The sequence below is a fragment of the Citrobacter sp. Cpo045 genome, from assembly GCF_030332875.1.
Taxonomy (GTDB): domain Bacteria; phylum Pseudomonadota; class Gammaproteobacteria; order Enterobacterales; family Enterobacteriaceae; genus Citrobacter; species Citrobacter portucalensis.
Map to the genome: position 1 here is coordinate 566584 of NZ_JAOWGZ010000096.1, position 25279 is coordinate 591862.

The following is a 25279-nucleotide window of genomic DNA, read 5'->3' on the forward strand; positions in this document are numbered from 1 at the left end:
CTAAATTGTCTCTCCTTGACCTGTCGTTATGACCCCCCTCACATTTCGGGCAAATAATTCGCGGCAATAAATAAGATCGTTCGGCACAAAAAAACCGGCACGATGGCCGGTTCTTCTGAATGCTCAGGCAATAAGCAGTTGTTACTTCTTCGCCGCCTGCGGGTCAGTGTCGTACTCTGCGCAGGTCTGGTAACCGGAGTTAATCACATGTCCGGTGTCGTCTAAAGCAACAAAATAGGTTTCAGCTTTACCATCTCGTTGACCCAGGATGTAGGTCTGGCATGTCCCGCGCGCATGAATCATACTGACTTCAGAAGAAGGTTTACCGGCAATCTGCGCCACCTGCGCCCTGCTCATCCCTTTCTTCACATCTTTCACCACGGGCTGAACAAATTGGTCTTTGGTGCGATCGTAGGCCGTACATCCTGCCAGCATAGTCAAAACAGCCGCTGCGCTTAGAATTCCTGTTAGGTTCTTGTTCATATTCCGTCCTCTTGTATTTCAGCGTGTTATATAAGCCTGGAGCACAACAACACATTTTTCAAGCAATCAGATGATACTTAGGTCGTTTCGGAAAATTCTATTAAAACAAAATGATGTTAGATCAGGCCTGCATCCCTTGTCGTTTGGGTCCCAACGCGTTAGCTTTAACACATCATTTTTTTGATCATTTCATTTTTCGGAGGGGGTTAAATGACTCTGCAGCAAGAGATAATCCAGGCGCTTGGCGCAAAACCGCAAATTAATGCAGAAGAGGAAATTCGCCGCAGCGTGGATTTCTTGAAATCCTACCTGCAAACCTACCCTTTTCTGAAATCACTGGTATTAGGGATAAGCGGCGGACAGGACTCAACGCTCGCGGGAAAACTTTGCCAGATGGCTATTTCCGAGCTTCGCGAAGAAACGGGGAATGACGCGCTGCAGTTTATTGCCGTACGTCTGCCGTATGGCGTTCAGGCTGATGAACAGGACTGTCAGGATGCCATCGCCTTTATCCAACCGGACCGCGTGCTCACAGTAAATATTAAGGGTGCGGTACTGGCCAGTGAACAGGCCCTGCGTGAAGCGGGTATTGAACTGAGCGATTTTGTCCGTGGCAATGAAAAAGCCCGTGAACGTATGAAGGCCCAGTACAGTATCGCCGGAATGACCAGCGGTGTTGTCGTGGGTACCGATCATGCAGCAGAAGCCATCACCGGATTTTTCACCAAATACGGCGATGGCGGTACTGACATTAACCCTATTTTCCGCCTGAACAAGCGTCAGGGTAAGCAGCTGCTTGCCGCGCTGGGTTGCCCGGAACATTTATATAAGAAAGCGCCAACCGCCGACCTCGAAGACGATCGCCCTTCTCTGCCGGATGAAGCCGCATTAGGCGTCACCTATGACAACATCGACGATTATCTGGAAGGAAAAACGCTGGCTGCCGACATCGCGAAAAAAATTGAAGGCTGGTATCTGAAGACCGAGCACAAACGTCGCACACCGATCACGGTGTTTGATGACTTCTGGAAAAAAGCGTAATTTTTTTAATCACATATCGCCGGATAGCACGGGGATCACCGCTGTCCGGCCCCTCCCCCTGGTCTGATGCCGCTTTTTTAATCGGTTTCAAACTGCTACACTGGATGAATAACCAGCATCCGGAGTGAGAAGTGGTACGGCGTCAATCAGCCCCACGCCTGACATTTGAGGCAGCGGCAATCTATGAATATCCAGAACACCTGCGTCCATTTTTGAGTGCGCTTCCCACCGCACCAGGCGTCTATCTGTTTCACAGTGAAAGCGACACTATGCCGCTCTATATTGGTAAAAGCGTCAATATTCGCAGCCGCGTGCTGGCACACCTGCGTACCGCGGACGAAGCGGCAATGCTGCGTCAGGCCAAACGCATTAGCTGGATTTGTACGGCGGGAGAAATTGGTGCCCTGCTGCTGGAAGCGCGGTTGATCAAAGAACAACAGCCGTTGTTTAATAAACGACTGCGGCGCAATCGTCAGCTTTGCGCCTTGCAGCTTACCGACCGAACTGTTCAGGTTGTCTACGCACGAAATATTGATTTCTCCCATGCACCCAATCTGTTTGGCCTGTTTGCCCATCGTCGCGCAGCGCTACAAGCGTTGCAAAACCTCGCGGATGAACAGCAGCTGTGCTACGGCCTGTTGGGGCTGGAACCCCTGAGTCGCGGGCGTGCCTGTTTTCGCTCCGCGCTTAAACGCTGCGCCGGAGCGTGCTGCGGGAAAGAGAGTCATGAAGCGCATCACTCGCGCCTGCTAGAGGCGCTGGAAAGAGTGAGAGTGATTTGCTGGCCATGGAGCAATGCCATTGCCTTGCAAGAAACCGGTGCCGAAATGACACAGTACCATATCATCAACAACTGGCTGTGGCTGGGAGCCGTTTCAACGCTGGATGAAGCGACTACCCTGGCGCGTATGCCAGCAGGCTTTGACCATGATGGCTACAAAATTCTCTGCCGGCCTGTTCTGTCTGGTCAATATGACATTATTGAACTGCATCCGGAGAATGCCCCGGCATCCAGTTAATCTCGCTGAACAGCAATTTTCCCTCGCGTTCCAGCAGTCGTAATGTGTGTTTGCCGTCATGCCAGCTCGCACCCTGGTCGGCCGTTAGCAGTTTATCACCCAGTTGCCATGCACCACTGATAACAAACACCACGCCGCCGCGTGAACCAAAGGTCGTAAAGGTGCGATCGGCCACTCTGACTTTTGCCTGGCAAACATCTCGTCGGGTCATGATATTAAAATCCATCGACATCTGCCCTTCCGTCAGCTTTGCTTTTACCACCTTGTCACCGGCAAAGGTAAAAGGTTGATGCTGTTTCAGGGTATGCGTAAAGATGTTCGCTTCTTCCAGAGTGACTTCCCCTCCCTCCAGCAGCGTAATCACGCGCTCTACACCCGGGAAAAGTGAAAATTCACCGTTTGCTGCAATGGAGGCGATACTCGCCCGCCAGTGAAAATCTCGTGTTGCTGGCGGAAAACAGCAAATCTCACGCGTTTCTCCCGCACCATTCCGCCAGAGATTAACCGGCATTTTGCGGATATCAAAGTATTCCATCATCCCTCCAGAAAGGAGCAGCATGGCAGCCTGCCGTAAACAGACAGCCATAAATCATCATTATTATGTTCACCCTGCAGATTATTGTTATCGGCAGCAGAGTTGATTTGCCTTAGCGATGAACCCGGCATTTTGCAAAAAAGAATAACGCGCTGATCCAGATAGAATTTTCGCGGGCTTCAGGAGAATAGCGTGTCGTGCGTCCGGTGCAATAGGCAGAAATGAAAAAACCGCCGATCCTGCCCACATCGTTATACGTGTTGTGGACAAGAGCGGCGGTCTTGAGTTTGGTTTCACACTGTGCGGCAATCAGCGCGACACAGTGTGAATGATTTAGTGTAGACGCTGATCGATTACTCGGCAGCTTCTGGCATTTTACCTTTCTGCGCTGCACGTTCTGTCAGACGCTTCTCAAAATTGGCATTAAACTGCTTTTTCTGTTCCGGGGTAAGAATGTTGTAAATTTTGTTCTGGGTTTCCATATGCGCCAGCATGTTGGCTTTGCGCTGTTCTTCCATCTTCGCAATCTGCGCTTCGGCTTTCGCTTTATCGAAGCTATCGCTGGCGATGATATCGTGCATTGCACGGCGTTCTTCCAGCGGCGGACGTTTCATCTGATCGCGCTGGCCTTTCATGATTTCGCGAATCTGCTGTTTCTGCGCGTCGGTCAGATTAAGGTCTTTGAACATCATGTCGTGATGCGGGGCGAACTTGCCGTTGTGGTGCATCATCGGTTTGGCATCCGCTGGTGCAGCTGTTGTAGTGTCAGCAGCATGAGCCAGGTTCGCAGCACCCAGCGCCAGAGTAGAGGCAACAACCAGAGCAGTCAGTTTACGCATAATTTTTATCCTTTCTTTCAGTTATTTTTACGACACTCATGCGACTCTTATGCAATGTGATGTCGTGTTGACGAGATTAACTTTACCGGCTTAAGCGTCAATTAATCAGAGCAACGGTAAAACAGTGAAAGTGTAAAAAACAAACTTTCATCAATTATGAAGAAAAAAAGAATAAATTGCGCAGAGTTGCAATAAAAAATTACAACAGGATGATTTTGAAAGGATTATGGAGAACTATACCTGAACCCTGATTATTAAGAAAGCAATTCACCAGGAATAATCCGTAATAAATAAAAACAGCACGCAAAAATAAGCCCTAAAGGATAAACCTGCAGGGCGAATATATTGATCACAACTTTTCGAGCATCAATCCGGCACGTAAACCACAGGCCACGTTAGGGTTGGGAAAGAGAACGTATTCAACATCATGGGTGACGATAAAACGTTCATCTCCGTCCTGCGCCAGCAAGGTGCCTTCTTTAAAGGGGGTAAAGTTTAGCGTCTGGTTATCCATGTGGAGAATGAAATCGTCGCTACGACGCGTGATTTGCGACACCACGCGATAACGCAGCGGGGATATTTCTCTCGTCGGCACCCGCTCACCCCGCAGCAGTTTCTCCAGTGCGTCTGCCGTTTGCGCAAACTGGGTGAGATCGTTTTGCCCGAACGGCAGCGCTTTACCCAGTTCCAACGTACAGGCCAACGCACCAAAATATTCACCACTAAAATGGGTGAACGTGCCGCCAGGCGTCTGATGGAAAACCAGCGCTTCCAGTCCCGCATCTCCCAGCCATTCAAGAAAATCCTCGTCCCAGGCAACGTTGCGTTGTGGCAATACGCCAAAGCGCAGATGCTGTGAACCGCGGATCGCGGTGTGCAGATCCAGATGCCAGCGTGTTGGCTCTTTCGCCCGTGAATAAAAATCTTCCAGACACAGCTCAAGCTCATGGGCTCGGTGCGTTTCTTCACTTGCGGTAAAAATCTGCCACCGACCGCCAAACATACGATTCAGGTCGCTATGACAATACCGTTTTCCCGCAGCCAGCGCCTGCGGGTTTCCCAGAATCACCAGCAGCCGCCATGTCAGTGTCAGCTCGCCGCTAAACAGCCTGGAAAGCAATGAATCGAGTATCTCTACCGGCGCTGTTTCATTGCCATGGATCCCCGCAGACAGCACCAGAGAATGTTCAACGGGTGCAAGCGGCGTCAGTTCCAGAATTCCGTGACCGATCCACTGCCAGTCAAAACCATGAGTGGTTCCTTGCGTTTTCTCTGGAGTGGCGCCTGCGAGCGTAATAGCCAGAAAGTTATCCATGGTGTATCCCCTCCTGCTGGAAAGGATACACTGAGCCGAGTTTGAGCAATTGCGTCAGCGTATCCAGCGCTTCACGCCCCTCGCGCAACAGCTGTGGGTCGGCAAGGTCGGCAGCGGTAAGACGATCGCGATAGTAACGGTCAACCCAGTTATTCAACGTGTTAAACAGCGTGTCGTTCATGATAACCGCCGGATTCACCGCCTGCTGTTCCTGCGGAGTGAGCACCACTCTCAGGCGCAAGCATGCCGGACCACCGCCGTTGGACATACTTTCACGCAGATCGAATACCCGCAGGTCATCGATCGGATTGTCTTCCTCGAGAAGCCGGTTCAAATACCGCCACACGCCAGCATGCTCCCGACACTCCTGCGGCAGGACCAGCATCATCGAACCGTCACTACGACTCAGCAACTGACTGTTAAACAGATAAGTGGTCACGGCATCCTGCACCGACACTTCCGCTGTCGGGACTTCCAGCGGGGTAAAACCTGCTACCTGGCTGCGCAACTGCTCTAACAATGCCTGCTGTCTGACAAACGCCTGCTGATGACAAAAAAGCACCTGGCGATTCGACACCGCAATCACATCGTTATGGAACACGCCAAGATCGATAACGTCCGGGTTTTGCTGAGCAAAAATGCGCTGATGCGGGTTGACCTGATTCAGTCGCGCGACCGCCTCGCTGGCCTCACGGGATTGCCTTGCCGGATAGCGCTTCGGTTGGGATGCATTGCCTTCTTCACGACCGTAAACAAACAGCTGTACGCCGGGGTCACCGTAATCTCCACCGAGGCGGTTATGGTTTGCCGCCCCTTCATCGCCAAAAAGCGCAACCTGGGGTAACGCACCGTGGACCGCAAAGCTATTCTCATCACGGAAAATCGCCCGTAACAATGCCTCGGTAGTAGGCGCTTCCAGTGAACGGTGGAACTTATTATTCAGATTCGCCACCGTCAGATGCACTTTCCCGTCCAGCGAGTCTGCCGATGGGCAAACCGTTGCCGCATTCGCTACCCACATAGGCGATGCGGAGCTGGCACTGGAGAGCCAGTGAGGCGCCTGACGCGCCACTTTATCCAGCACCTGTTCGTCACTGCCGCTAAAACCCAACTGACGCAGAACCGGAATATAAGGCCGCTCGTGGGGCGGGATCACCGCCTGAGGAAATCCCGCATCCGCCAGCGCTTTCATCTTTAGCAGACCTTGCTTTGCCGCCAGACGCGGGTTCGACACCTGAAATCGATGTTTGGTTGAGGCCTCATTACCAAATGACAATCCAGCATAGTGGTGAGTTAGCCCCACCAGACCATCAAAATTTACCTCACGGGCTTTCATAGCTTATCCTCGCGAGAAAAATCCAGTCCGGGGCTAAGCGCCGATGGCAGCGTTAAGGCCGGGGATTCCAGACTTGCCATCGGCCAGGCGCAATAATCTGCGGCATACCACGCGCTGGCGCGATGGTTCCCGGAAGCGCCTACACCGCCAAACGGTGCGGTACTCGCAGCGCCGGTTAACGGCTTATTCCAGTTGACGATCCCTGCCCGCGCCTCCAACAGTAGCTGTTCAAACTGGCCGCGATCGGGCGAAACTAACCCACACGACAATCCAAAGCGGGTGTTGTTCGCCAGACGAATCGCATCATCAAAGCTGTCATAACGCCAGACGCCGAGCAGCGGACCGAAAACCTCTTCATCAGGTACGTTCCCCGCCCCGGTCAGTTCGATGATTCCAGGGGTCAGCAGTGACGTTCCGGCATTTACCAGACGTGGCGCTAACAACGTACGGCCGCCCAACGACGCCAGACGCTGCCAGGCATCATAGACGTGCTGCGCGGCCTGTTCGGAAATCAGTCCACCCATAAATGGCTGCGGTTGTGCATCCCAGTTGCCGGGCACTAAACGCTGACTAACCTCCACCAGACGCGTCAGGAACGCATCACCCTGCGCGCCTTTTTTTACGAGCAGGCGGCGGGCACAGGTACAGCGCTGTCCGGCGGTGACAAATGCGGATTGAATAGTCAGATGCACCGCGGCATCAATATCCTCCGGATTCTCAATAATCAGCGGGTTGTTGCCCCCCATCTCCAGGGCAAGGATTTTTTCCGGCTGGCCGGATAACTGCTTATGCAGCTGATAACCGGTATTCGCACTGCCGGTAAACAGCAGGCCATCGAGGTCTTCCAGCGCACTCAGCGCCTGCCCCGTTTCACGTCCGCCCTGCACCAGATTCAGCACGCCCGGCGGCAACCCCGCCTGCTCCCACAGTTTTATTACTGCTTCACCGGTCCACGGCGTCAACTCGCTGGGTTTGAAAATCAACGTATTGCCTGCCAGCAATGCCGGAACAATATGACCATTTGGTAAATGTCCGGGGAAGTTATACGGACCAAAAACCGCCAGCACGCCGTGTGGGCGATGGCGCAACGTTGCCGCACCATCCGGTAGTTCGCTGTGCTGCTCACCGGTACGGGCGTGATAAGCTTTGACGGAGATGGCGATTTTATTGATCATCGCCGTCAGTTCAGTCGCGGCTTCCCAATGAGGTTTTCCGGTTTCCTTGGCGATAATCTGAGTTAGCTCGGCTTTATTGCTTTCCAGCAATAAAGCAAACTTTTCAACAATAGTCTGGCGTGCGCTGAAAGGCTGTTTAGCCCAACCGGCAAAGGCTGCGCGTGCGGCCTGGCACGCTTGCGTCACCTGCATTGCATCTGCATCATTACCGTGCCACAGCACATCACCGCTTACCGGGTTGGTTTTCACCCGACGCTCGCCCAGACCCGTCACCCAGTCACCGTTTATCCATAGTGTCATGCTGTTTTCTCCTCTGCACAAAGACGTACAAAACGTACATGGTCGCCCGCGTGGCATTTCAGGGCATCCAGTTGCGCCGCCGTCAGTACCAGACGTTGGGTATCCGGGTCTGCGCGAACCAGCATGACGCGGAAATTTTGATAGTTTTCATTGGCAACCAGACAGGCCGGATAATCGCCGGTTGCTGGCTGACCTTCCGCCACTTCCACCAGCCTGCTTTTACGAATAGCCCGAACCCGGTCGATATCACATTCCAGCGTTGGCCCGCCGTCGAAAATATCGACATAGTTGCGGTAGCGAAATCCTTCTTTCTCCAGCACCGCCCGCGCCGGGGCCGTTTGCGGATGCACCTGACCAATCACGCCTTGCGCTTCATCAGACAGAAAATGGGTATAAATAGGATGCTTGGGCATCAGTTCAGCAATAAAGGCTTTCTGTCCTGTCCCGCAGAGAAAATCCGCCCGGCTGAACTCCATTGAGAAAAATCGTTTGCCGAGGCTTTGCCAGAACGGAGAGTAGCCATGCTCATCGATCACGCCGCGCATCTCGGCCACGACCTTCTCATTGAATCGGTCGCGAAAGGCCGCCATAAACATAAAGCGCGATTTTGACAGCAAATAGCCGTTGCCCTCTTTACGCCAGTCCGGATCGAGAAACAGAGTGCAAAGCTCACTGCTACCCGTGTGATCGTTACTCAGAAACAGTGTCGGCAGCGCGTTGTACACGTTCAGCTCTTTCGAGGCGTGGACCAGGGTACCAACCCGATAGTTGTACCAGGGATCGTTAAGCCCCACCGCCACCTCGATGGCGCAAATTCCCGCCACGGTTCCGCTGGCGCTGTCTTCAAGCACAAACACATATCCCTGCTCACTTTTTGGCAACTCACCGTGCCAGGTTTGGAGTGAACGTTCGATACGCGCCATCAGCGTAGCTTCATTCGCCGGTAGCGAGGTCAACCCGCCGCCGGTCTTACTGGCAAGCTGCATCAACGCGGTGATATCCGCGCGTTCAATGGGACGAATCACCATCATGATGAACCTCCTGCTTTAATGCGTTCGCAGGCCAGCGCAAAGCGATCCAGTCCGGTAGCGACTTCTTCTTCGCTGACGTTGAGCGCTGGCGCAAAACGCACCACGTTAGCGCCAGCGATCAGTACCATCACCCCGGCAACAGCCGCTTCTTGCGAGATGAGTTTCGCTTTCCCGGCAAATTCCGCGTTCAGCACGCAGCCGATCAGCAGTCCGAGTCCACGAATTTCACTAAACAGTCCAAAACGTTCGTTAATGGCGTTTATACGCTCCACAAACCAGTCGTGGCGCTGTTTTACTCCGTTGAGCACTTCCGGTGTATTCACAATTTCCAGCAATTTACCTGCCACCGCCGTAGCCAGCGGGTTTCCGCCGTACGTTGTACCGTGTGTGCCAACCGTCATCACGCTGGCGCAACGCTCTGTCGCCAGCAGTGCGCCGATGGGGAAACCACCGCCCAGCGCTTTTGCTGTCGTCAGAAGATCCGGCGTCACGCCGTAGTGCATATAGGCATACAGTTCCCCGGTACGGCCAACGCCGGTCTGAACTTCATCAAAAATCAGCAGCGCATTATGGCGATCGCATAACTCACGTAGCCCCTGCAAAAAGGCTTTTGTTGCCGGTACCACACCGCCTTCACCCTGCACAGGCTCCACGATAACCGCACAAGTGGTGTCATCAATCAGTTGGCTGGCAGAATCGAGATCGTTGTATACGGCATGACGGATATCCGGCGGCAGCGGCGCGAAATCCTGTGAGTAGGCAGGCTGTCCTCCGGCGCTGACGGTAAACAGCGTGCGTCCATGGAAAGCATTTTTAAACGCTACAATCCCGCTCTTCTGACTGCCAAAACGATCGTGGGCATATTTACGCGCCAGTTTTAGTGCCGCTTCGTTGGCTTCTGCGCCGGAGTTACAGAAGAAAATGCGCTCGGCGAAGGTGGCGTCAATCAGCTTTTTCGCCAGACGCAGTACCGGCTCGTTGGTGTAGCCATTTCCCGTATGCCAGAATTTGCTCGCCTGGTCGTTTAATGCCTCGCGCAATGCCGGGTGGGCGTGACCCAGCGCGTTAACCGCAATGCCTCCCGCGAAATCGATATACTCTTTACCCTGCTGATCCCACAGACGTGAACCTTCACCCCGCACCGGAATAAAAGGGGCCGGAGCATATACGGGCATCATCCATTCATCAAAATTTTCACGCGTAATTGACAGAGACATAGCGACCTCAACGGTAAATAAAAGGTTATTTATATGTTAATAAATATAGTGTTTGCGGTGTAAATGTAGATTGCAGGGTTCGTGCCAGCCAGCGAAAAAAGTGCATAAACGGAGGTCGATGACGAAATATCAACAGGTTACAACGTGGCGATATTCACTGCATGTGCATATAAAGTGAATATGTTTGCGCATCAGGCGATTAAACAGAGGAAAAAACGCAGTTTTATTCAGTCGCCAAATATAATTCTGGAATTGTGATCGTATACGAAATTTTTCGGAAATTATTGCTCCATTCCGACGCGCTTCGCGCCAAAACGGTGCAGTTTTTGCTCCATCGTTAACACCATTAGCAATCATTGTTGGAATCAGGTGACAAGAAGCAGTCAGGCTGCAGAAATTCTGCTACCATCCTTGCACTATTCATCTTGCAAAGTGGCAGCGACTATGAAATTTGTCTCTTTTAATATCAACGGCCTGCGTGCCCGTCCCCATCAACTGACAGCCATTGTCGAAAAACACCAACCGGATGTTATTGGCTTACAGGAGACAAAAGTCCACGACGATATGTTCCCTCTCGAAGAGGTAGCAAAGCTCGGTTACAACGTCTTTTATCACGGCCAGAAAGGTCATTACGGCGTGGCGCTGTTAACGAAAGAAACGCCAATTGCGGTACGTCGTGGCTTCCCAGGCGATGACGAAGAAGCGCAGCGTCGGATCATCATGGCAGAAATTCCGTCCCCTCTGGGCAGCATCACGGTGATCAACGGCTATTTCCCGCAGGGCGAAAGCCGTGACCATGAAACCAAATTCCCGGCCAAAGCCGCATTTTATCAGAACCTGCAAAACTATCTGGAGACTGAACTGAAACGCGACAATCCGGTATTGATTATGGGCGATATGAATATCAGCCCAACCGATCTCGATATCGGCATCGGCGAAGAAAACCGTAAACGCTGGCTGCGTACCGGTAAATGTTCCTTCCTGCCGGAGGAGCGTGAGTGGATGGAACGCCTGCTGGGCTGGGGTCTGGTGGATACTTACCGTCACGCAAATCCTGAAAAGAATGACCAGTTCTCGTGGTTTGATTATCGCTCAAAAGGCTTTGACGATAACCGTGGCCTGCGTATCGACCTGCTGCTGGCGAGCAACCCATTGGCGGAACGCTGCGAAGAAACCGGCATCGACTATGAAATTCGCAGCATGGAAAAACCGTCCGACCATGCGCCTGTATGGGCTAAATTCCGCGTCTGACCTTCTGCGTCTTTTTACTCTCCAGGCCCGGCCTGGAGAGTCTGTTTATTCTGTGCAAAATCAATAAAGTGACGGTAATACATTGTTACGGCCGGGAATTTATTATATCTTCGCGCGCGCTTTTCGCTGACGAAAATGCTCTATTGCACTCGGTTTTACAGGAGAACCCCCATGAAAAAGAAGTTCGCATAAAGCAGAATACCGGCTGCTGATTGTCGCGGTCCTGTTCTGCGTTCTGGCGGGAGTTTTCCATCATTATGGTCTGACCGACCTGATAACCAATTTCCATCATTTACAAGACGTCATCCGCCAAAGCGGTATGTTCGGCTATACGCTTTATATCCTGCTGTTTATTGTTGCTGCGCTGTGTCTGATCCCAGGCAGCATCCTGGTGATCGTCGGCGGTGTGCTGTTTGGCCCCGTGGCAGGGACGCTTATCTCGTTAGTGGCAGCAACCGTGGCCTCAGCGCTGTCGTTTTTGCTGGCTCGATGGCTTGGACGGGATCTACTACTGAAATACGTTGGGCACACGGCAACGTTTCAGGCTATCGAAAAAGGCATTGCCCATAGCGGAGTAGACTTTCTAATCCTGACCCGGCTCGTTCCGCTGTTCCCCTATAATATTCAAAATTACGCCTATGGGCTGACGGCCATTCCGTTCTGGTCATTTACCGTAATATCGGCACTTACCACCTTACCCGGCATCTTTATCTATACGCTGATGTCGCATGAACTCGCCAGCGAAGGCATTACCCTGGTATTCATCGGTAAGCTCAGCGTGGCAGGGCTGGCGTTATTCGCCCTCGTTCAGGCAGCCAAAGCCTGGGCCCGATATAAGCACATCGATCCGTCAGCCAACCATGAGTGTACGGGTAAATGATAAAACGGAATAAAGCGCGGCTGGCTCGCTATTACCGGGCGGGTTTGATTGCTCTGATATTGCTCGGGCTAATGGCATGGGCATGGATACCTGGCGTGAGTGATTTTCTCCACGGCAGCCTGGCAGCATTTACCACACTCGATCAGCATGCTCTTGAGAACTTTATTCGTTCTTATGGAACCCAGGCGGCGGTGGTGTCGTTCTTCCTGATGATCTTACAGGCCATCGTTGCACCGCTTCCTGCGTTTGTGATCACGTTTGCCAATGCCTCGCTGTTTGGCGCATTTTGGGGCGGCGTACTATCCTGGAGCAGCGCAATGGCAGGTGCGGCGCTGTGCTTTTTTATTGCCCGCATTTTAGGTCGCGGTGCGGTAGAAAAGCTGACCGGAAAAACGGTGCTGAACAATATTGACGCTTTTTTCGAGCGCTATGGTAAGCACACTATTCTGGTCTGCCGCCTGTTACCTTTTGTGCCGTTCGACCCGGTAAGCTACGCGGCAGGCCTGACCTCAATTCGTTTTCGCCATTTTTTCATCGCCACAGGCATCGGACAGTTACCCGCCACTATCATCTACTCATGGGCGGGAAGCCTGTTAACCGGTGGCACATTTTGGTTTGTGACGGGTCTGTTTGTCCTGTTTGCCCTAAGCGTGGTGATATCGGTGGCGAGAAGCCTTTATCTTGAGCGCCAACGGAAAAAAAACTGAGACCTTCCCCTATTTTTAGCCATGGAGATATTATGCGTTACTGCTTATTGTGTCTGAGTTTGTTGCTCTGCCCGCTGGCGACGTTTGCCCAGGACGCCAGCTGGCAACAAATCAAAAATGACGCCCGTGGTCAAACGGTGTGGTTCAACGCCTGGGGTGGTGACAATGCAGTTAACCAGTATCTCGACTGGGTTAGCGGCGAGATGAAAACGCACTACGACATTAACCTGAAAATCGTGCGCCTGGCAGACGCCGCCGATGCCGTAAAACGCATCCAGACGGAAGCGGCATCCGGGCGAAAAACCGGCGGCTCTGTCGATTTACTGTGGGTTAACGGCGAAAACTTCCGTACGCTAAAAGAAGCCGGGCTGCTGCAAACCCAGTGGGCACAATCGCTGCCTAACTGGCGCTATGTTGATACACAAAAACCGGTGACCGAAGATTTCTCCGTTCCAACAGAGGGGGCTGAATCACCGTGGGGCGGTGCCCAACTCACCTTTATTGCCCGGCGCGATCTCACCGCGCAGCCGCCGTTATCTCCGCAGGCACTTCTTGAATTTGCGCAGGCGCACCCTGGCACGGTGACCTATCCACGCCCGCCAGACTTTACCGGAACTGCTTTTCTTGAGCAGTTGCTAATTTCGCTCACCACCAAACCACAGGCATTGAAAGTTGCGCCAGATGCAGCGACATTCGCCGAAGTTACCGCGCCATTGTGGCAGTATCTTGATACCTTGCATCCTGTACTTTGGCGTGAAGGCAAAGATTTTCCGCCCACGCCAGCACGAATGGATTCACTTCTCAATAGCGGTACCCTGCGTTTATCATTGACCTTTAACCCTGCCCACGCGCAGCAAAAAGTGGCGAGCGGCGAATTACCTAAAAGCAGCTACAGTTTTGGTTTCTCACAGGGCATGCTCGGCAACGTGCACTTTGTGGCCATTCCGGCGAATGCCCACGCCAGTGCCGGAGCAAAAGTCGTGGCAAACTTCCTGCTTTCTCCTGAAGCACAACTGCGCAAAGCTGACCCGGCTGTCTGGGGAGATCCTTCGGTGCTTGATCCACAAAAATTGCCTGACGAACAGCGTGATGCGCTGCTGGCGCGGATCCCACAGGGGCTCCCTGCCGTGTTGCCAGAACCTCATGCAGCCTGGGTAAACGCTCTGGAACAAGAATGGCTACGCCGCTACGGTACGCATTAATTCTGCTACTCTGGGCCATCATGGCGGCAGTTTATCTGCCGTTGGCGCCAGCGGCATGGTCTCTGATAACACCGGCGCTTAGTACCACACACTGGCTGGCGCTCTTTGCCGATCCTCAACTCCCGCAGGCGTTACTGGCAACGCTGGTTTCCGTCGGCCTCGCGGCTGGGGGCGCGCTGATTATCGCGCTGCTGGCGATCCTCGCCTTGTGGCCCGGCGCAGGCTGGGTACGTCTGTATACGCGTCTTCCGTGGCTGCTGGCAATTCCGCACTTTGCCTTCGCCACGAGCGTGCTGTTGGTTTTTGCTGAAGGCGGCCTGCTCTGGCAATGGCTCCCGTTCCTCAGCCCACAGCCGGACCGCTACGGCATTGGACTTGGCGTAACGCTGGCGGTGAAAGAGAGCGCTTTTTTGTTATGGATTCTCTCGGCCCTGCTGAGTGAAAAACAACTTTCTCAGCAGGTTATCGTATTGGATTCGCTGGGTTACAGCCGACTGCAATGCCTGAACTGGCTGGTTCTGCCCGCTATCGGCCCGGCATTAGGTAAAGCTATGCTGGCGATTGTTGCCTGGTCACTCTCCGTTGTTGATGTGGCAATCGTTCTTGGTCCCGGCAATCCGCCAACGCTTGCCGTATTGAGCTGGCAGTGGCTCAGTCAGGGCGACGTCGAACAGCAGGCGAAAGGCGCACTTGCCAGTCTGTTGCTGGTGCTGTTGCTCCTAGTTATCGCGCTGGTGGGTTATCTGCTCTGGCGTGCCTGGCGACATACTATTCCGGCAGTAAACGGTGAACGCCAGCATTTTTCATCTATGACAATCGTACGCCCGCTGGTACAGATTTTGCCCGTCAGCTGTGTGGTATGCGCGCTGGTACTGGCGCTTATCGCCAGCTATTCCTCGCTAAACAACGAGGCGCTCAGCAATAGCCTGCAACTGGGGCTCCTTTCCAGCGTGCTGGCGCTTCTGATACTTTTTGCCTGGCTGGAATGGGGTCCACAAACCGGACACCGCTGGGTCTGGCTACCGCTCATTTTGCCTGCGCTACCGCTGGTAACCGGACAATATCTGCTGGCGTTATATGCCGAACAAGATGGACTGATGACGACCATTATCTGGGGCCACCTGCTGTGGGTGATGCCCTGGATGCTATTTGTGCTTAAACCGGCGTGGCAGCGCATTGACCCACGATTAATTTTGATTGCGCAAACCCTGGGCTGGACGCGGGGGCGGATATTCTGGCTGGTGAAATGCCCGCAGCTGGCGCGCCCGGCATTGATTGCCTTCGCGGTTGGCTTCTCGGTTAGTATCGCCCAGTATATGCCAACGCTGTGGCTAGGTGCCGGACGCTATCCCACGTTAACCACCGAAGCGGTGGCATTAAGCAGCGGCGGTAGCAGTACGATTCTGGCAACACAAGCGTTGTGGCAGCTGCTTTTACCACTGCTCGTTTTCGCACTTGCAGCCTTTCTCGCCGCGTGGATCGGCCGCTTTCGACAAGGACTCCGCTAATGCTTACCATACGAGGCGTTTCGTTGTACCAGGGCGCGAAAGCGCTGATGAAAGACGTTAATTTTCAGGTTAACAAAAGTGACATTGTCACAATTATGGGACCTTCCGGCAGCGGGAAATCTTCGCTGTTTTCATGGATGATCGGGGCGTTATCTCCCCAGTTCCAGTCCTCAGGCGAACTTTGGCTTAATGAACGACGCATCGATACGTTACCTACCACGCAGCGCCAGATTGGCATTTTGTTCCAGGATGCGCTGCTGTTTGACCATTTCAGCGTTGGGCAGAATTTACTGCTAGCCTTACCCGCCAGACTGCAAGGTCCTGCCAGGCGTCATGAGGTAGAAAGCGCCCTCGCACGCGCGGACCTGGCAGGATTTTATTCACGCGATCCGGCTTCGCTCTCCGGTGGGCAGCGTTCGCGGGTCGCCCTGCTCCGCGCGCTGCTGGCGCAGCCCCAGGCGCTGTTACTTGATGAACCCTTTAGCAGGCTGGATGCGTCGCTACGCGATAACTTTCGCCAATGGGTCTTCACCGAGGTGTGTAAATTGGGGATCCCGGTGGTACAGGTGACACATGACGCGCAGGACGTACCGCCTGCAGGCCGCGTATTTCAGATGGAAAACTGGGCGTGAATGTGGCGATATGCTGCGTTAACGCAAGGTTTTTACGTAACTGGCGGCACAGAATGTCGTCTTCTTTTTTTCAACGTCGGGCTATTCGATGAAACGTGTTTCTCAAATGACCGCGCTGGCACTGGCTTTAGGGCTCGCTTGCGCTTCTTCCTGGGCTGCTGAAACAGCACAGACGCTCACCCTCAACCAGTTACAGCAAAAGCAAGGCGCGGCGATCGATACCCGTCAGAGCGCTTTTTACAACGGCTGGCCACAATCGCTCAATGGTCCTTCAGGACACGAACCTTCCGCACTGAACCTGTCTGCCGCCTGGCTCGACAAGATGAATGATGAACAACTCAGCGCCTGGGTTAAGTCACATCAACTTAAGACCGACGCTCCGGTGGCGCTGTATGGCAGTGATAACGACATGCAGGCCGTTAAATCCCGTCTGCAAAAAGTTGGCTTTAACCAGATTTCAACCCTCAGCGATGCGCTGACAGATCCTGCGCGTCTGCAACGTCTGCCGCACTTCGAACAGTTGGTCTACCCACAGTGGCTGCACAATCTTCAGCAGGGTAAAGACGTGACTGCCAAACCGGCGGGTGACTGGAAAGTGATTGAAGCCGCCTGGGGCGCGCCGAAGTTGTATCTGCTCAGCCACATCCCCGGCGCGGGCTACATTGATACCAATGAAGTTGAAAGCGAACCGCTGTGGAATAAAGTTTCCGATGAGCAGCTTAAAGCGATGCTGGCGAAACACGGTATCCGCCACGACACCACGGTAATTTTATACGGCCGCGATGTCTATGCCGCCGCACGCGTGGCACAAATTATGTTGTACGCAGGCGTGAAAGACGTTCGTCTGCTCGACGGCGGTTGGCAAACCTGGTCCGACTCAGGTTTACCGGTCGAACGCGGCACTCCGCCAACGGTGAAACCAGAACCTGATTTCGGCGTAAAAATCCCTGCCCAGCCGCAGCTGATGCTCGATACGGAACAGGCTCGCGGTCTGCTGCATCGCCAGGATGCGTCTTTGGTAAGCATTCGTTCATGGCCAGAATTTGTCGGTACTACCAGCGGCTACAGCTACATTAAGCCAAAAGGCGAGATCGCAGGCGCGCGTTGGGGCCACGCGGGCAGCGACTCTACCCACATGGAAGATTTCCATAACCCGGATGGCACCATGCGCAGCGCGGATGACATCGCCGCCATGTGGAAGCAATGGAATATCCTGCCGAATCAACAGGTCTCTTTCTATTGCGGTACCGGCTGGCGTGCTTCAGAAACGTTTATGTATGCCCGCGCAATGGGCTGGAAAAACGTCTCTGTTTACGATGGTGGCTGGTACGAGTGGAGCAGCAATCCGAAAAACCCGGTCGCCAGCGGTGAACGGGGTCCGGACGCCAGCAAGTAAGACTGGCATTATTGCCGGATGCGGCGAGAACGCTTTACCCAGCCTGGATATATCATCGTTGTAGGCCGGATAAGCGAAGCGCATCCGGCAACGCATTACCTTACACCTGACGCTGAACGGTTTTCAGCGTCAGATATCCGCTCCAGATCCGGGTGAACGTTGTCATCCAGCACAACGCGCCAAAGACCCACGCCAGCACGGCAAAATAGTCCGGGAACAGACACCCCAACACAAACAGCAAAATTGTCTCAGTTCCTTCGGTCAACCCGCCCAGATAATAAAACGATTTATGCGCATAACCGGGGTTATCAATCTGATGTTTCGCTGCCAGTGCGGCGAAGGCCAGAAAGCTGCTACCGGTGCCAATAAACGCGAACAACAGCCAACTGCCTGCCAGCGCATTTTGCGCCGGAGCGGCAAGAATAAAGCCAAACGGCACAAGGGCGTAAAACAAAAAATCGAGCGAAATATCGAGAAATCCGCCCGCGTCGGTTAGTCCTCTGCGCCGCGCCAGCGCCCCATCCAGCCCGTCAAACAACCGATTGAGCACAATGGCCACCAGCGCCGCCAGATACCAGCCTAACGCCAGAAATGGCAACGCCAGCACGCCAATGGCAAATCCGACCAGCGTAAGTCCGTCCGGGGTAATCGCCGGTTTATCAATAATACCTACGCACCGATGCAACAGCGGTTTTAATCGTGGATGAAGATGGCGGTCAAGCATGCGGGCGTCCTTTAAAACTGTCGCACAGTCCCTGCGAGGGAATATCGAGAGCGGCATTAAAACGCGCCGAGAGATTTTGAAACGCAATCAGCGCGGTCATTTCCGTAATGGTATCATCGGTAAAATGCTGCTTCATCTGCACTTTCAGCGCATCGTCAACCTGTGGAGGCGTTGCGGTAACCGCATCGGCATAGGCCAGCGCTACGCGTTCTTCAGCGCTAAACAGCGTCGAATCTTGCCAGTTGGCAACCTGCATGACTTTATCCAGCGCGCCACAGCGTTCTGCCAGCCGTAAACTATTCGCATCAATACAGAAAGCGCAGTGGCAGACCTTAGAAACGCGGGTCATCAACAGCGCGCGCATCACCGGCGTTAAGCGCGCCTTTTTACGCTCCAGAAACCCGACAAACAGCGCCACCAGCCAGAACAGAAACGGCATCCGCCCCCACCAGCGCGTGGGATGCAGCACATCGCCATAATGTTTTTTCTGCGTGGCAACGAGCGGTTTTAAACTGGAAGGGATACGCGTTAACGGCTTTACCCACGACTGAGGTTCGTTCAACGGTGGCTCCTGAATACTTTAGATAAAACAAAGATAACGATAGTATGTCATTTTCTGCTGTTAGATCTTGATGAATATGATGAAAACCCTCGACGTGGTCGCCGCTATCATTGAACGTGATGGCAAAATTTTACTGGCTCAGCGTCCGCTGCATGCGGATCAGTCAGGCATGTGGGAGTTTGCCGGGGGTAAGGTTGAGCCGGGCGAAAGTCAGCCCGAGGCGCTGATCCGCGAACTGCGTGAAGAATTGGGCATTGAGGCGGTCGTGGGGCGCTACATTGCCAGTCATCAACGCGAGGTTTCAGGCCGATTGATTCACCTGCATGCCTGGCATGTACCGTCTTTTCAGGGGGAATTGAGAGCGTTTGAACATCAGGATATCGTCTGGTGCTCACCCGAAGAGGCGCTGCGTTATCCACTGGCACCCGCCGATATCCCGCTGTTAGAGGCGTTTATCCTTTTACGCGCCGCCAGACCAGCGGATTCGTGCTGATCGTTTTATCATCGCGCTGGCACTGCAACAGAACGCCATCGGCTTTAATCACCGCCCCTTCTGAGTAGTTTTGATCCTGATAAATACAGCACTGGCTACAGGGCTGTGCCCGCTGACCGCTGGAACTGAACACTTCCGGCGGTACATTCACCTGCACATCCGGGCGATAAAGCTGATTTGCCAGCGTCGCGCTGGACACCAGTACCAACGCTCCTGCCATGATTAAACGGCGCATTGTCTTTCCTTTTTAACTGACATTTATGCTCAGTATAACGGTATAAATCGGCAGAAACTTTAGTACCTTCCATTATCGCTTTTGGTTATGACCCACGGCGCAATATTAATTTACTTAGCGGGGTTAATTTTTTCTTGCGTCACGTCACACTGCTGATGGTATAGTCAAAAACTGCACAACACATAACATAAATATCAAAAATATAACCATATCAATACATAAGAGGTTCTTATATCTATGGATCAGACATGTTCTCTGGAGTCATTTCTCAACCATGTGCAAAAGCGCGACCCGAATCAAACCGAGTTCGCGCAAGCCGTTCGTGAGGTAATGACGACGCTGTGGCCCTTTCTTGAGCAGAACCCGCGTTATCGTCAGATGTCGTTGCTGGAACGTCTGGTTGAACCGGAGCGCGTGATCCAGTTCCGCGTAGTTTGGCTGGACGATCGCAATCAGGTGCAGGTCAACCGCGCGTGGCGCGTACAGTTTAGCTCTGCCATTGGCCCGTACAAAGGCGGTATGCGTTTCCACCCTTCCGTGAACCTGTCGATCCTGAAATTCCTGGGTTTCGAGCAGACCTTTAAGAACGCCCTCACCACGCTGCCAATGGGCGGAGGTAAAGGCGGGAGCGATTTCGATCCGAAAGGTAAAAGCGAAGGTGAAATCATGCGTTTCTGCCAGGCACTGATGACCGAACTGTTCCGCCATTTAGGTCCTGATACCGACGTCCCGGCGGGCGATATCGGCGTGGGTGGTCGTGAAGTCGGCTTTATGGCCGGGATGATGAAAAAACTGTCCAACAACAGCGCCTGCGTCTTTACCGGTAAAGGTCTCTCTTTTGGCGGCAGCCTGATCCGCCCGGAAGCCACCGGCTACGGTCTGGTGTACTTCACCGAAGCAATGCTCAAACGCCATGGTCTGGGCTTTGAAGGCATGCGCGTGGCGGTTTCTGGCTCCGGCAACGTAGCGCAATTCGCCATAGAGAAAGCCATGGAGTTTGGCGCGCGAGTAGTTACCGCCTCCGATTCCAGCGGTACCGTAGTTGACGAAAGTGGATTTACCAAAGAAAAACTGGCGCGTCTGTGCGCGATCAAAGACAGCCGTGACGGTCGCGTGGCGGATTACGCCCGTGAGTTTGGCCTGACCTATCTGGAAGGCAAACAGCCGTGGTCGGTTCCGGTCGATATCGCCCTGCCGTGCGCCACTCAGAATGAACTGGATGTCGATGCAGCGCGCGTACTGATCGCCAACGGCGTGAAAGCTGTCGCCGAAGGGGCAAACATGCCGACTACTATCGAGGCCACCGATCTGTTCCTCGAAGCGGGCGTACTGTTCGCACCGGGTAAAGCCGCCAACGCCGGTGGCGTAGCGACATCCGGTCTGGAAATGGCGCAAAACGCCGCTCGTCTGGGCTGGAAAGCGGAGAAAGTGGATGCGCGCCTGCACCACATCATGCTGGATATTCACCATGCCTGCGTTGAATACGGCGGCGAAAGCAAGCAGACCAACTACGTACGTGGCGCCAACATCGCGGGCTTCGTGAAGGTTGCCGACGCAATGCTGGGTCAGGGCGTGATTTAATATTGTCTCTGCAGGCCGGATTAGGCACGGGTGCCGCATCCGGCTAAGCCTGATGCGCTATGCTTATCAGGCCTACAAACTTACAGGCCCGCCTCTTCAGATGGCGGGCTTTTTTTCGCCGGACGTTTACGCGGCGCGCTTTTTTTCTTATCGCTACCACTACCGCCCGGCGCGGCAATTCCACGAAAGCGTCGTACCGGTGTGCTGCGCGCCTGATCGATAAGCTGATACAGCGTCCCCACCAGCGGCTGCATGAAATCCTGATAGCGACACTGCTTTTCGCTGATTTGGGTCAGGATAGATTCCCAGTGCGCGGTCATGTCCGGGCGCGTCGCCATTTCTGGCAGCGAGTGGAACAGCGCTTTTCCCGCGTCGGTCGAATGGATATAACGTCCTTTTTTCACCAGGAACCCGCGCTTAAACAGCAGCTCGATAATTCCGGCGCGCGTTGCTTCCGTACCTAAACCATCCGTTGCGCGCAGGATCTTTTTCAGATCTTTATCCTGCACGAATCGCGCAATCCCGGTCATCGCTGACAGCAGAGTTGCATCAGTAAAGTGCCGCGGGGGCTGGGTCTGACGTTCAACTACTTCGCCTTTTTCGCATAGCAGTTCGTCATCTTTTGCCACCACCGGCAGCGGCGTCCCGTCATTATCTTCGTCGCGCTCTTTGTTGCCGAGCAGCGTGCGCCATCCGGCTTCCGCCAGAAAACGCGCTTTGGCGACAAACTTGCCTTTGGCGATGTCCAGCTCAATGACGCACTTCCTGAATACCGCATCTGCGCAAAATTGCATCAGATACTGACGGGCAATCAGGTTGTAAATTTTCGCTTCGTTGTCATTCAGGTTGATGGACGAACTGCGCGCGGTAGGAATGATGGCGTGGTGCGCATCCACTTTTTTGTCGTCCCAACAGCGATTTCGCGTATCGGGATTGACCGCCGGCTGCGGGAGCAGATCCGGCGCATGGACGCTAATCGCGTTCAGTACCGCGTGACGTCCGGCAAAGTGTTCTTCCGGCAGATAACGGCTATCCGAACGCGGATAGGTAATCAACTTATGGGTTTCATACAGCTTCTGGCAGATATCCAGAACATTTTGCGCACTTAAACCGAAGCGCTTCGCCGCTTCAATCTGCAACGCAGACAGCGAGAACGGCAACGGCGCGGATTCTGATTCCCGTTTATCGTTATAGCTGGTGACTATCGCCGGTTGACCGTTAATGCGGTTCACCACGTGTTCAGCCAGCGTGCGATTCAGCAAGCGCCCTTCTTCATCCTGATACGGCTCACACGCTTCGCTCGGCTGCCAGATAGCGGTAAACCGCTCATCGGCGGGCGTTACGATATGCGCTTTCACTTCGAAGAAGTCTTTGGCGACGAAGTTCTCTATCTCTTCATCGCGACGCACAACCAGCCCGAGCACCGGCGTTTGTACGCGCCCGACCGAAAGTACGCCCTGATAGCCCGCGTTACGTCCAAGAATGGTGTAAGCGCGCGTCATATTGATACCGTACAACCAGTCCGCACGCGCTCGCGCCAGTGCTGACACGCACAGCGGGATAAACTCACTGTTGGCGCGCAACCGCTCAATAGCCCGCTCAACGGCCTGCGGGTTGAGGTCGTTAATCAGGCAACGCTGCACCTTCTGGCGCTTTTCAGGTGCCAGTTGCAGGTAATCCAGCACTTCATCCACCAGCAGTTGCCCTTCACGATCGGGGTCACCGGCGTGAATAACTTCGCTGGCTTCATGCAAAAAGCGCTTAATGACGTTGAGCTGTTTGGTCACCGAGGGACGCGGTTGCAGTTGCCACTTTTCAGGGACAATCGGCAGATCGACGAGACTCCAGCGAGCATAACGACTGTCGTAGGCATCCGGCTGCGCCTGTTCAAGCAGGTGACCAATACACCAGGTCACCACTTGTCCATTTCCGCATTCAATAAAACCATCGCCTTTGCGATGCGGCTTCGGCAGCACATCGGCGATAGCACGCGCCAGACTTGGTTTTTCGGCAATAAACAACCGCATCGAGTTAACGAATCTCAACCATGGCGCGACCGCCACGAGCTTCCACTAACTCACCAATGGCGGTGAGATCGATACCGAACTGCGCCGCTGCCGCTTTCACTTCGGCTTCAGCTTCCGGCGTTACCGCCAGCAGTAGACCACCTGAAGTTTGCGGATCGCACAGCAGATCGCGTACCGATTGCGGCATTTCACCCATCAGGTGTCCGTAGCTGGCAAAGTTACGTTGGGTACCACCCGGCACCGCGCCCTGCGCGATGTATTCTTCAACGCCAGGCAGCTTAGGAATATCCTGGTAGACGATCTGTGCCTGAACGCCTGCGCCCTGGCACATCTCACTCAGATGCCCCAGCAGACCAAAACCGGTAACATCGGTCATGGCTTTCACGCCGTCAATATCGGCGAATGCCGCACCGGCAATGTTCATCCGGCACATAACTTCTGTCGCCAGTCCTTTGTGTTCTTCCTTCAGCAGTGATTTTTTCTCTGCAGTTGTCAGAACGCCAATACCCAGAGGCTTGGTCAGGAACAACTTACACCCTGCCTCAGCGGTGCTGTTTTTCTTCACGCGTTCGGTCGGCACAACGCCGGTTACCGCAAGGCCAAAGATAGGCTCTGGGGCATCGATAGAGTGGCCGCCCGCCAGCGCAATACCCGCTTGACGGCAGGCAAAGCGTCCGCCTTCGGTGACTTCGCGGGCGATTTCCGGTGCCAGTTTATCCAGCGGCCAGCCCAGAATAGCAATTGCCATAATCGGTTTGCCGCCCATGGCGAAAATATCGCTGATGGCGTTAGACGCGGCGATGCGTCCAAAATCAAACGGATTATCGACAATCGGCATAAAGAAATCGGTGGTGCTGATAACGCTGGTGCCGTTTCCCAGATCGTATACGGCCGCGTCGTCGCGGGTTTCATTACCCACCAGTAAGTTCGGATCAACAAACTTCGCCTGCTCGCTGTGCAGGATGGTTTCCAGCACTTTTGGGGAAATTTTACAACCGCAACCGGCTCCGTGGCTGTATTGCGTTAAACGAATAGCTTGCTCGCTCATGGACATCTCCTGTCATTGCAATCCGGATATGGTAGCGCTCATTCCATGATGTGGTAAGAGTGACTGTCTGAATTCGGGTGTCTTTGCTCAGAATCCAGACAGTTTTGCCGTTGATATCAGAAATAACGGACGAATGCGCTCGGATCGGCAAGGTTAATCGTCGTGGATGCTTTTAGCTGCGGTGTGCCCAGATAGAGAAAACCGACGATTTTATCTTGCGGGCGACAGTCGAATGCTTCGCGAACGACCGCACTTTCGGTTAATGCACCACTGCGCCAGATACCGCCAAAGCCCTGGGCAATTGCGGCCATCTGCATAGCCATTACCGCACAACCGGCAGACATTTCTTGTTCCCACAGAGGAACCTTGTCGTTTTCTTCACATTTCGCCACCACGGTAATAATCAGCGGCGCGCGAAACGGCGCGCTGCGCGCTTTTTCCTGAGCTTTCTCGTCACTGCCTGCGGCAATCGCCCCTTTTTCAAGCACTGCGCTAAAACGCTCACGCCCTTCACCCTCAATGACAAAGAATTGCCACGGTTGCAGCGTTTTGTGGTCTGGCGCGCGCATACCCGCCCGCAGAATGTTTTGCAGTTGCTCTCCTGTCGGGGCCGGCTCGACGAGACGAGAGGCGCTACGACGGGTAATCAGTAATTCGAGTGCATCCATTTGCTTAACTCCAACAATGAGATTTGTTCACAAAATTAACACGTGAGCGGATTTTGTTACAGCACAGGCGGTGA

25 protein-coding genes are annotated in these 25279 nt (G+C 53.8%); 11 read left to right on the forward strand and 14 right to left on the reverse strand.

From position 1 onward, the window contains the following. Positions 1-141: 141 nt before the first annotated feature. On the reverse strand, positions 142-483 hold the full coding sequence (gene osmE, locus OGY13_RS14355) for an osmotically-inducible lipoprotein OsmE (protein ID WP_003030621.1): 342 nt from the start codon (positions 481-483) through the stop codon (positions 142-144). A 210-nt stretch (positions 484-693) separates the two neighbouring features. On the opposite strand from osmE, the gene nadE reads away from it, so the two are divergent. Next, positions 694-1524 carry an NAD(+) synthase gene (nadE, locus tag OGY13_RS14360; protein ID WP_032943150.1) on the forward strand — a complete coding sequence of 277 codons (831 nt, stop codon included), beginning with the start codon at positions 694-696 and terminating at the stop codon, positions 1522-1524. 131 nt (positions 1525-1655) lie between these two features. After that, positions 1656-2543: an excinuclease Cho gene (gene cho / locus OGY13_RS14365; protein ID WP_213752544.1), complete on the forward strand. Its 888-nt coding sequence runs from the start codon at positions 1656-1658 to the stop codon at positions 2541-2543. On the opposite strand, the gene ves is transcribed toward cho, so the two are convergent. The 7 genes from ves to astC form a co-directional block, all read right to left on the reverse strand. Beyond that, entirely contained in the window at positions 2503-3078 is a 576-nt protein-coding gene (gene ves, locus OGY13_RS14370; protein ID WP_032943147.1) for an environmental stress-induced protein Ves, read from the reverse strand. The two genes, cho and ves, sit on opposite strands and share 41 nt — an antisense overlap. A 353-nt stretch (positions 3079-3431) precedes the next feature. Next, positions 3432-3917, reverse strand: coding sequence for an ATP-independent periplasmic protein-refolding chaperone Spy (spy, locus tag OGY13_RS14375; RefSeq protein WP_048226767.1), 486 nt, complete (start codon positions 3915-3917; stop codon positions 3432-3434). A 349-nt stretch (positions 3918-4266) separates the two neighbouring features. After that, positions 4267-5232 carry a succinylglutamate desuccinylase gene (astE, locus tag OGY13_RS14380; protein WP_048214341.1) on the reverse strand — a complete coding sequence of 322 codons (966 nt, stop codon included), beginning with the start codon at positions 5230-5232 and terminating at the stop codon, positions 4267-4269. Next, entirely contained in the window at positions 5225-6568 is a 1344-nt protein-coding gene (astB, locus tag OGY13_RS14385; RefSeq protein WP_213752543.1) for an N-succinylarginine dihydrolase, read from the reverse strand. Before astB ends, astE begins: the two co-directional genes overlap by 8 nt. Beyond that, positions 6565-8043, reverse strand: a complete 1479-nt coding sequence (astD, locus tag OGY13_RS14390) for a succinylglutamate-semialdehyde dehydrogenase (protein WP_048214343.1) — start codon at positions 8041-8043, stop codon at positions 6565-6567. The genes astB and astD overlap by 4 nt, the downstream gene beginning before the upstream one ends. Beyond that, positions 8040-9074, reverse strand: a complete 1035-nt coding sequence (astA, locus tag OGY13_RS14395; RefSeq protein WP_213752542.1) for an arginine N-succinyltransferase — start codon at positions 9072-9074, stop codon at positions 8040-8042. The genes astD and astA overlap by 4 nt, the downstream gene beginning before the upstream one ends. Then, complete coding sequence (astC, locus tag OGY13_RS14400) at positions 9071-10291, reverse strand: succinylornithine/acetylornithine transaminase (protein ID WP_048214345.1); 1221 nt, start codon at positions 10289-10291, stop codon at positions 9071-9073. Before astC ends, astA begins: the two co-directional genes overlap by 4 nt. A 444-nt stretch (positions 10292-10735) precedes the next feature. Here astC and xthA point away from each other — a divergent pair, with 444 nt between their 5' ends. From xthA to OGY13_RS14435, 7 genes are all read left to right on the forward strand, one after another. Then, positions 10736-11542, forward strand: coding sequence for an exodeoxyribonuclease III (gene xthA, locus OGY13_RS14405; RefSeq protein WP_213752541.1), 807 nt, complete (start codon positions 10736-10738; stop codon positions 11540-11542). 223 nt (positions 11543-11765) lie between these two features. After that, entirely contained in the window at positions 11766-12422 is a 657-nt protein-coding gene (locus tag OGY13_RS14410) for a TVP38/TMEM64 family protein (protein ID WP_170974252.1), read from the forward strand. Continuing rightward, positions 12419-13129 (forward strand): TVP38/TMEM64 family protein, encoded by a 711-nt coding sequence (locus OGY13_RS14415; protein ID WP_186413477.1) that lies wholly within the window; start codon positions 12419-12421, stop codon positions 13127-13129. The genes OGY13_RS14410 and OGY13_RS14415 overlap by 4 nt, the downstream gene beginning before the upstream one ends. A gap of 32 nt (positions 13130-13161) precedes the next feature. After that, positions 13162-14331, forward strand: a complete 1170-nt coding sequence (locus tag OGY13_RS14420; protein WP_048235518.1) for an ABC transporter substrate-binding protein — start codon at positions 13162-13164, stop codon at positions 14329-14331. Next, positions 14304-15839, forward strand: coding sequence for an ABC transporter permease family protein (locus OGY13_RS14425; protein WP_286637677.1), 1536 nt, complete (start codon positions 14304-14306; stop codon positions 15837-15839). Before OGY13_RS14420 ends, OGY13_RS14425 begins: the two co-directional genes overlap by 28 nt. After that, positions 15839-16471, forward strand: a complete 633-nt coding sequence (locus OGY13_RS14430; RefSeq protein WP_213752539.1) for an ATP-binding cassette domain-containing protein — start codon at positions 15839-15841, stop codon at positions 16469-16471. The genes OGY13_RS14425 and OGY13_RS14430 overlap by 1 nt, the downstream gene beginning before the upstream one ends. An 88-nt stretch (positions 16472-16559) precedes the next feature. After that, entirely contained in the window at positions 16560-17867 is a 1308-nt protein-coding gene (locus OGY13_RS14435; RefSeq protein WP_168978345.1) for a sulfurtransferase, read from the forward strand. Between the two features lie 100 nt (positions 17868-17967). Here OGY13_RS14435 and OGY13_RS14440 read toward each other — a convergent pair whose 3' ends face one another. Together OGY13_RS14440 and OGY13_RS14445 are read right to left on the reverse strand one after the other, a co-directional pair. Further along, positions 17968-18591, reverse strand: coding sequence for a CDP-alcohol phosphatidyltransferase family protein (locus tag OGY13_RS14440; RefSeq protein WP_213752538.1), 624 nt, complete (start codon positions 18589-18591; stop codon positions 17968-17970). After that, positions 18584-19153 carry a carboxymuconolactone decarboxylase family protein gene (locus tag OGY13_RS14445; protein WP_213752537.1) on the reverse strand — a complete coding sequence of 190 codons (570 nt, stop codon included), beginning with the start codon at positions 19151-19153 and terminating at the stop codon, positions 18584-18586. Before OGY13_RS14445 ends, OGY13_RS14440 begins: the two co-directional genes overlap by 8 nt. Positions 19154-19232: 79 nt before the next feature. Between OGY13_RS14445 and OGY13_RS14450 the strand changes: the two genes are divergently transcribed. Further along, on the forward strand, positions 19233-19646 hold the full coding sequence (locus OGY13_RS14450; protein ID WP_126956334.1) for a pyrimidine (deoxy)nucleoside triphosphate diphosphatase: 414 nt from the start codon (positions 19233-19235) through the stop codon (positions 19644-19646). Here the strand turns inward: OGY13_RS14450 and OGY13_RS14455 are convergent. Continuing rightward, entirely contained in the window at positions 19606-19866 is a 261-nt protein-coding gene (locus tag OGY13_RS14455; protein ID WP_170974251.1) for a YnjH family protein, read from the reverse strand. The two genes, OGY13_RS14450 and OGY13_RS14455, sit on opposite strands and share 41 nt — an antisense overlap. 252 nt (positions 19867-20118) lie before the next feature. Here OGY13_RS14455 and gdhA point away from each other — a divergent pair, with 252 nt between their 5' ends. Continuing rightward, complete coding sequence (gene gdhA / locus OGY13_RS14460) at positions 20119-21462, forward strand: NADP-specific glutamate dehydrogenase (protein WP_003832501.1); 1344 nt, start codon at positions 20119-20121, stop codon at positions 21460-21462. Between the two features lie 80 nt (positions 21463-21542). Here the strand turns inward: gdhA and topB are convergent, their stop codons facing one another. The 3 genes from topB to OGY13_RS14475 all read right to left on the reverse strand — a co-directional run bounded on the left by topB (position 21543) and on the right by OGY13_RS14475 (position 25205). Then, on the reverse strand, positions 21543-23489 hold the full coding sequence (topB, locus tag OGY13_RS14465) for a DNA topoisomerase III (RefSeq protein WP_032934436.1): 1947 nt from the start codon (positions 23487-23489) through the stop codon (positions 21543-21545). 4 nt (positions 23490-23493) lie between these two features. Continuing rightward, a complete protein-coding gene (gene selD / locus OGY13_RS14470; RefSeq protein WP_213752536.1) occupies positions 23494-24537 on the reverse strand; it encodes a selenide, water dikinase SelD in 1044 nt (347 codons plus the stop codon). A gap of 116 nt (positions 24538-24653) precedes the next feature. Continuing rightward, a complete protein-coding gene (locus OGY13_RS14475; RefSeq protein WP_008784540.1) occupies positions 24654-25205 on the reverse strand; it encodes an NAD(P)H nitroreductase in 552 nt (183 codons plus the stop codon). Between the last annotated feature and the right edge of the window lie 74 nt (positions 25206-25279).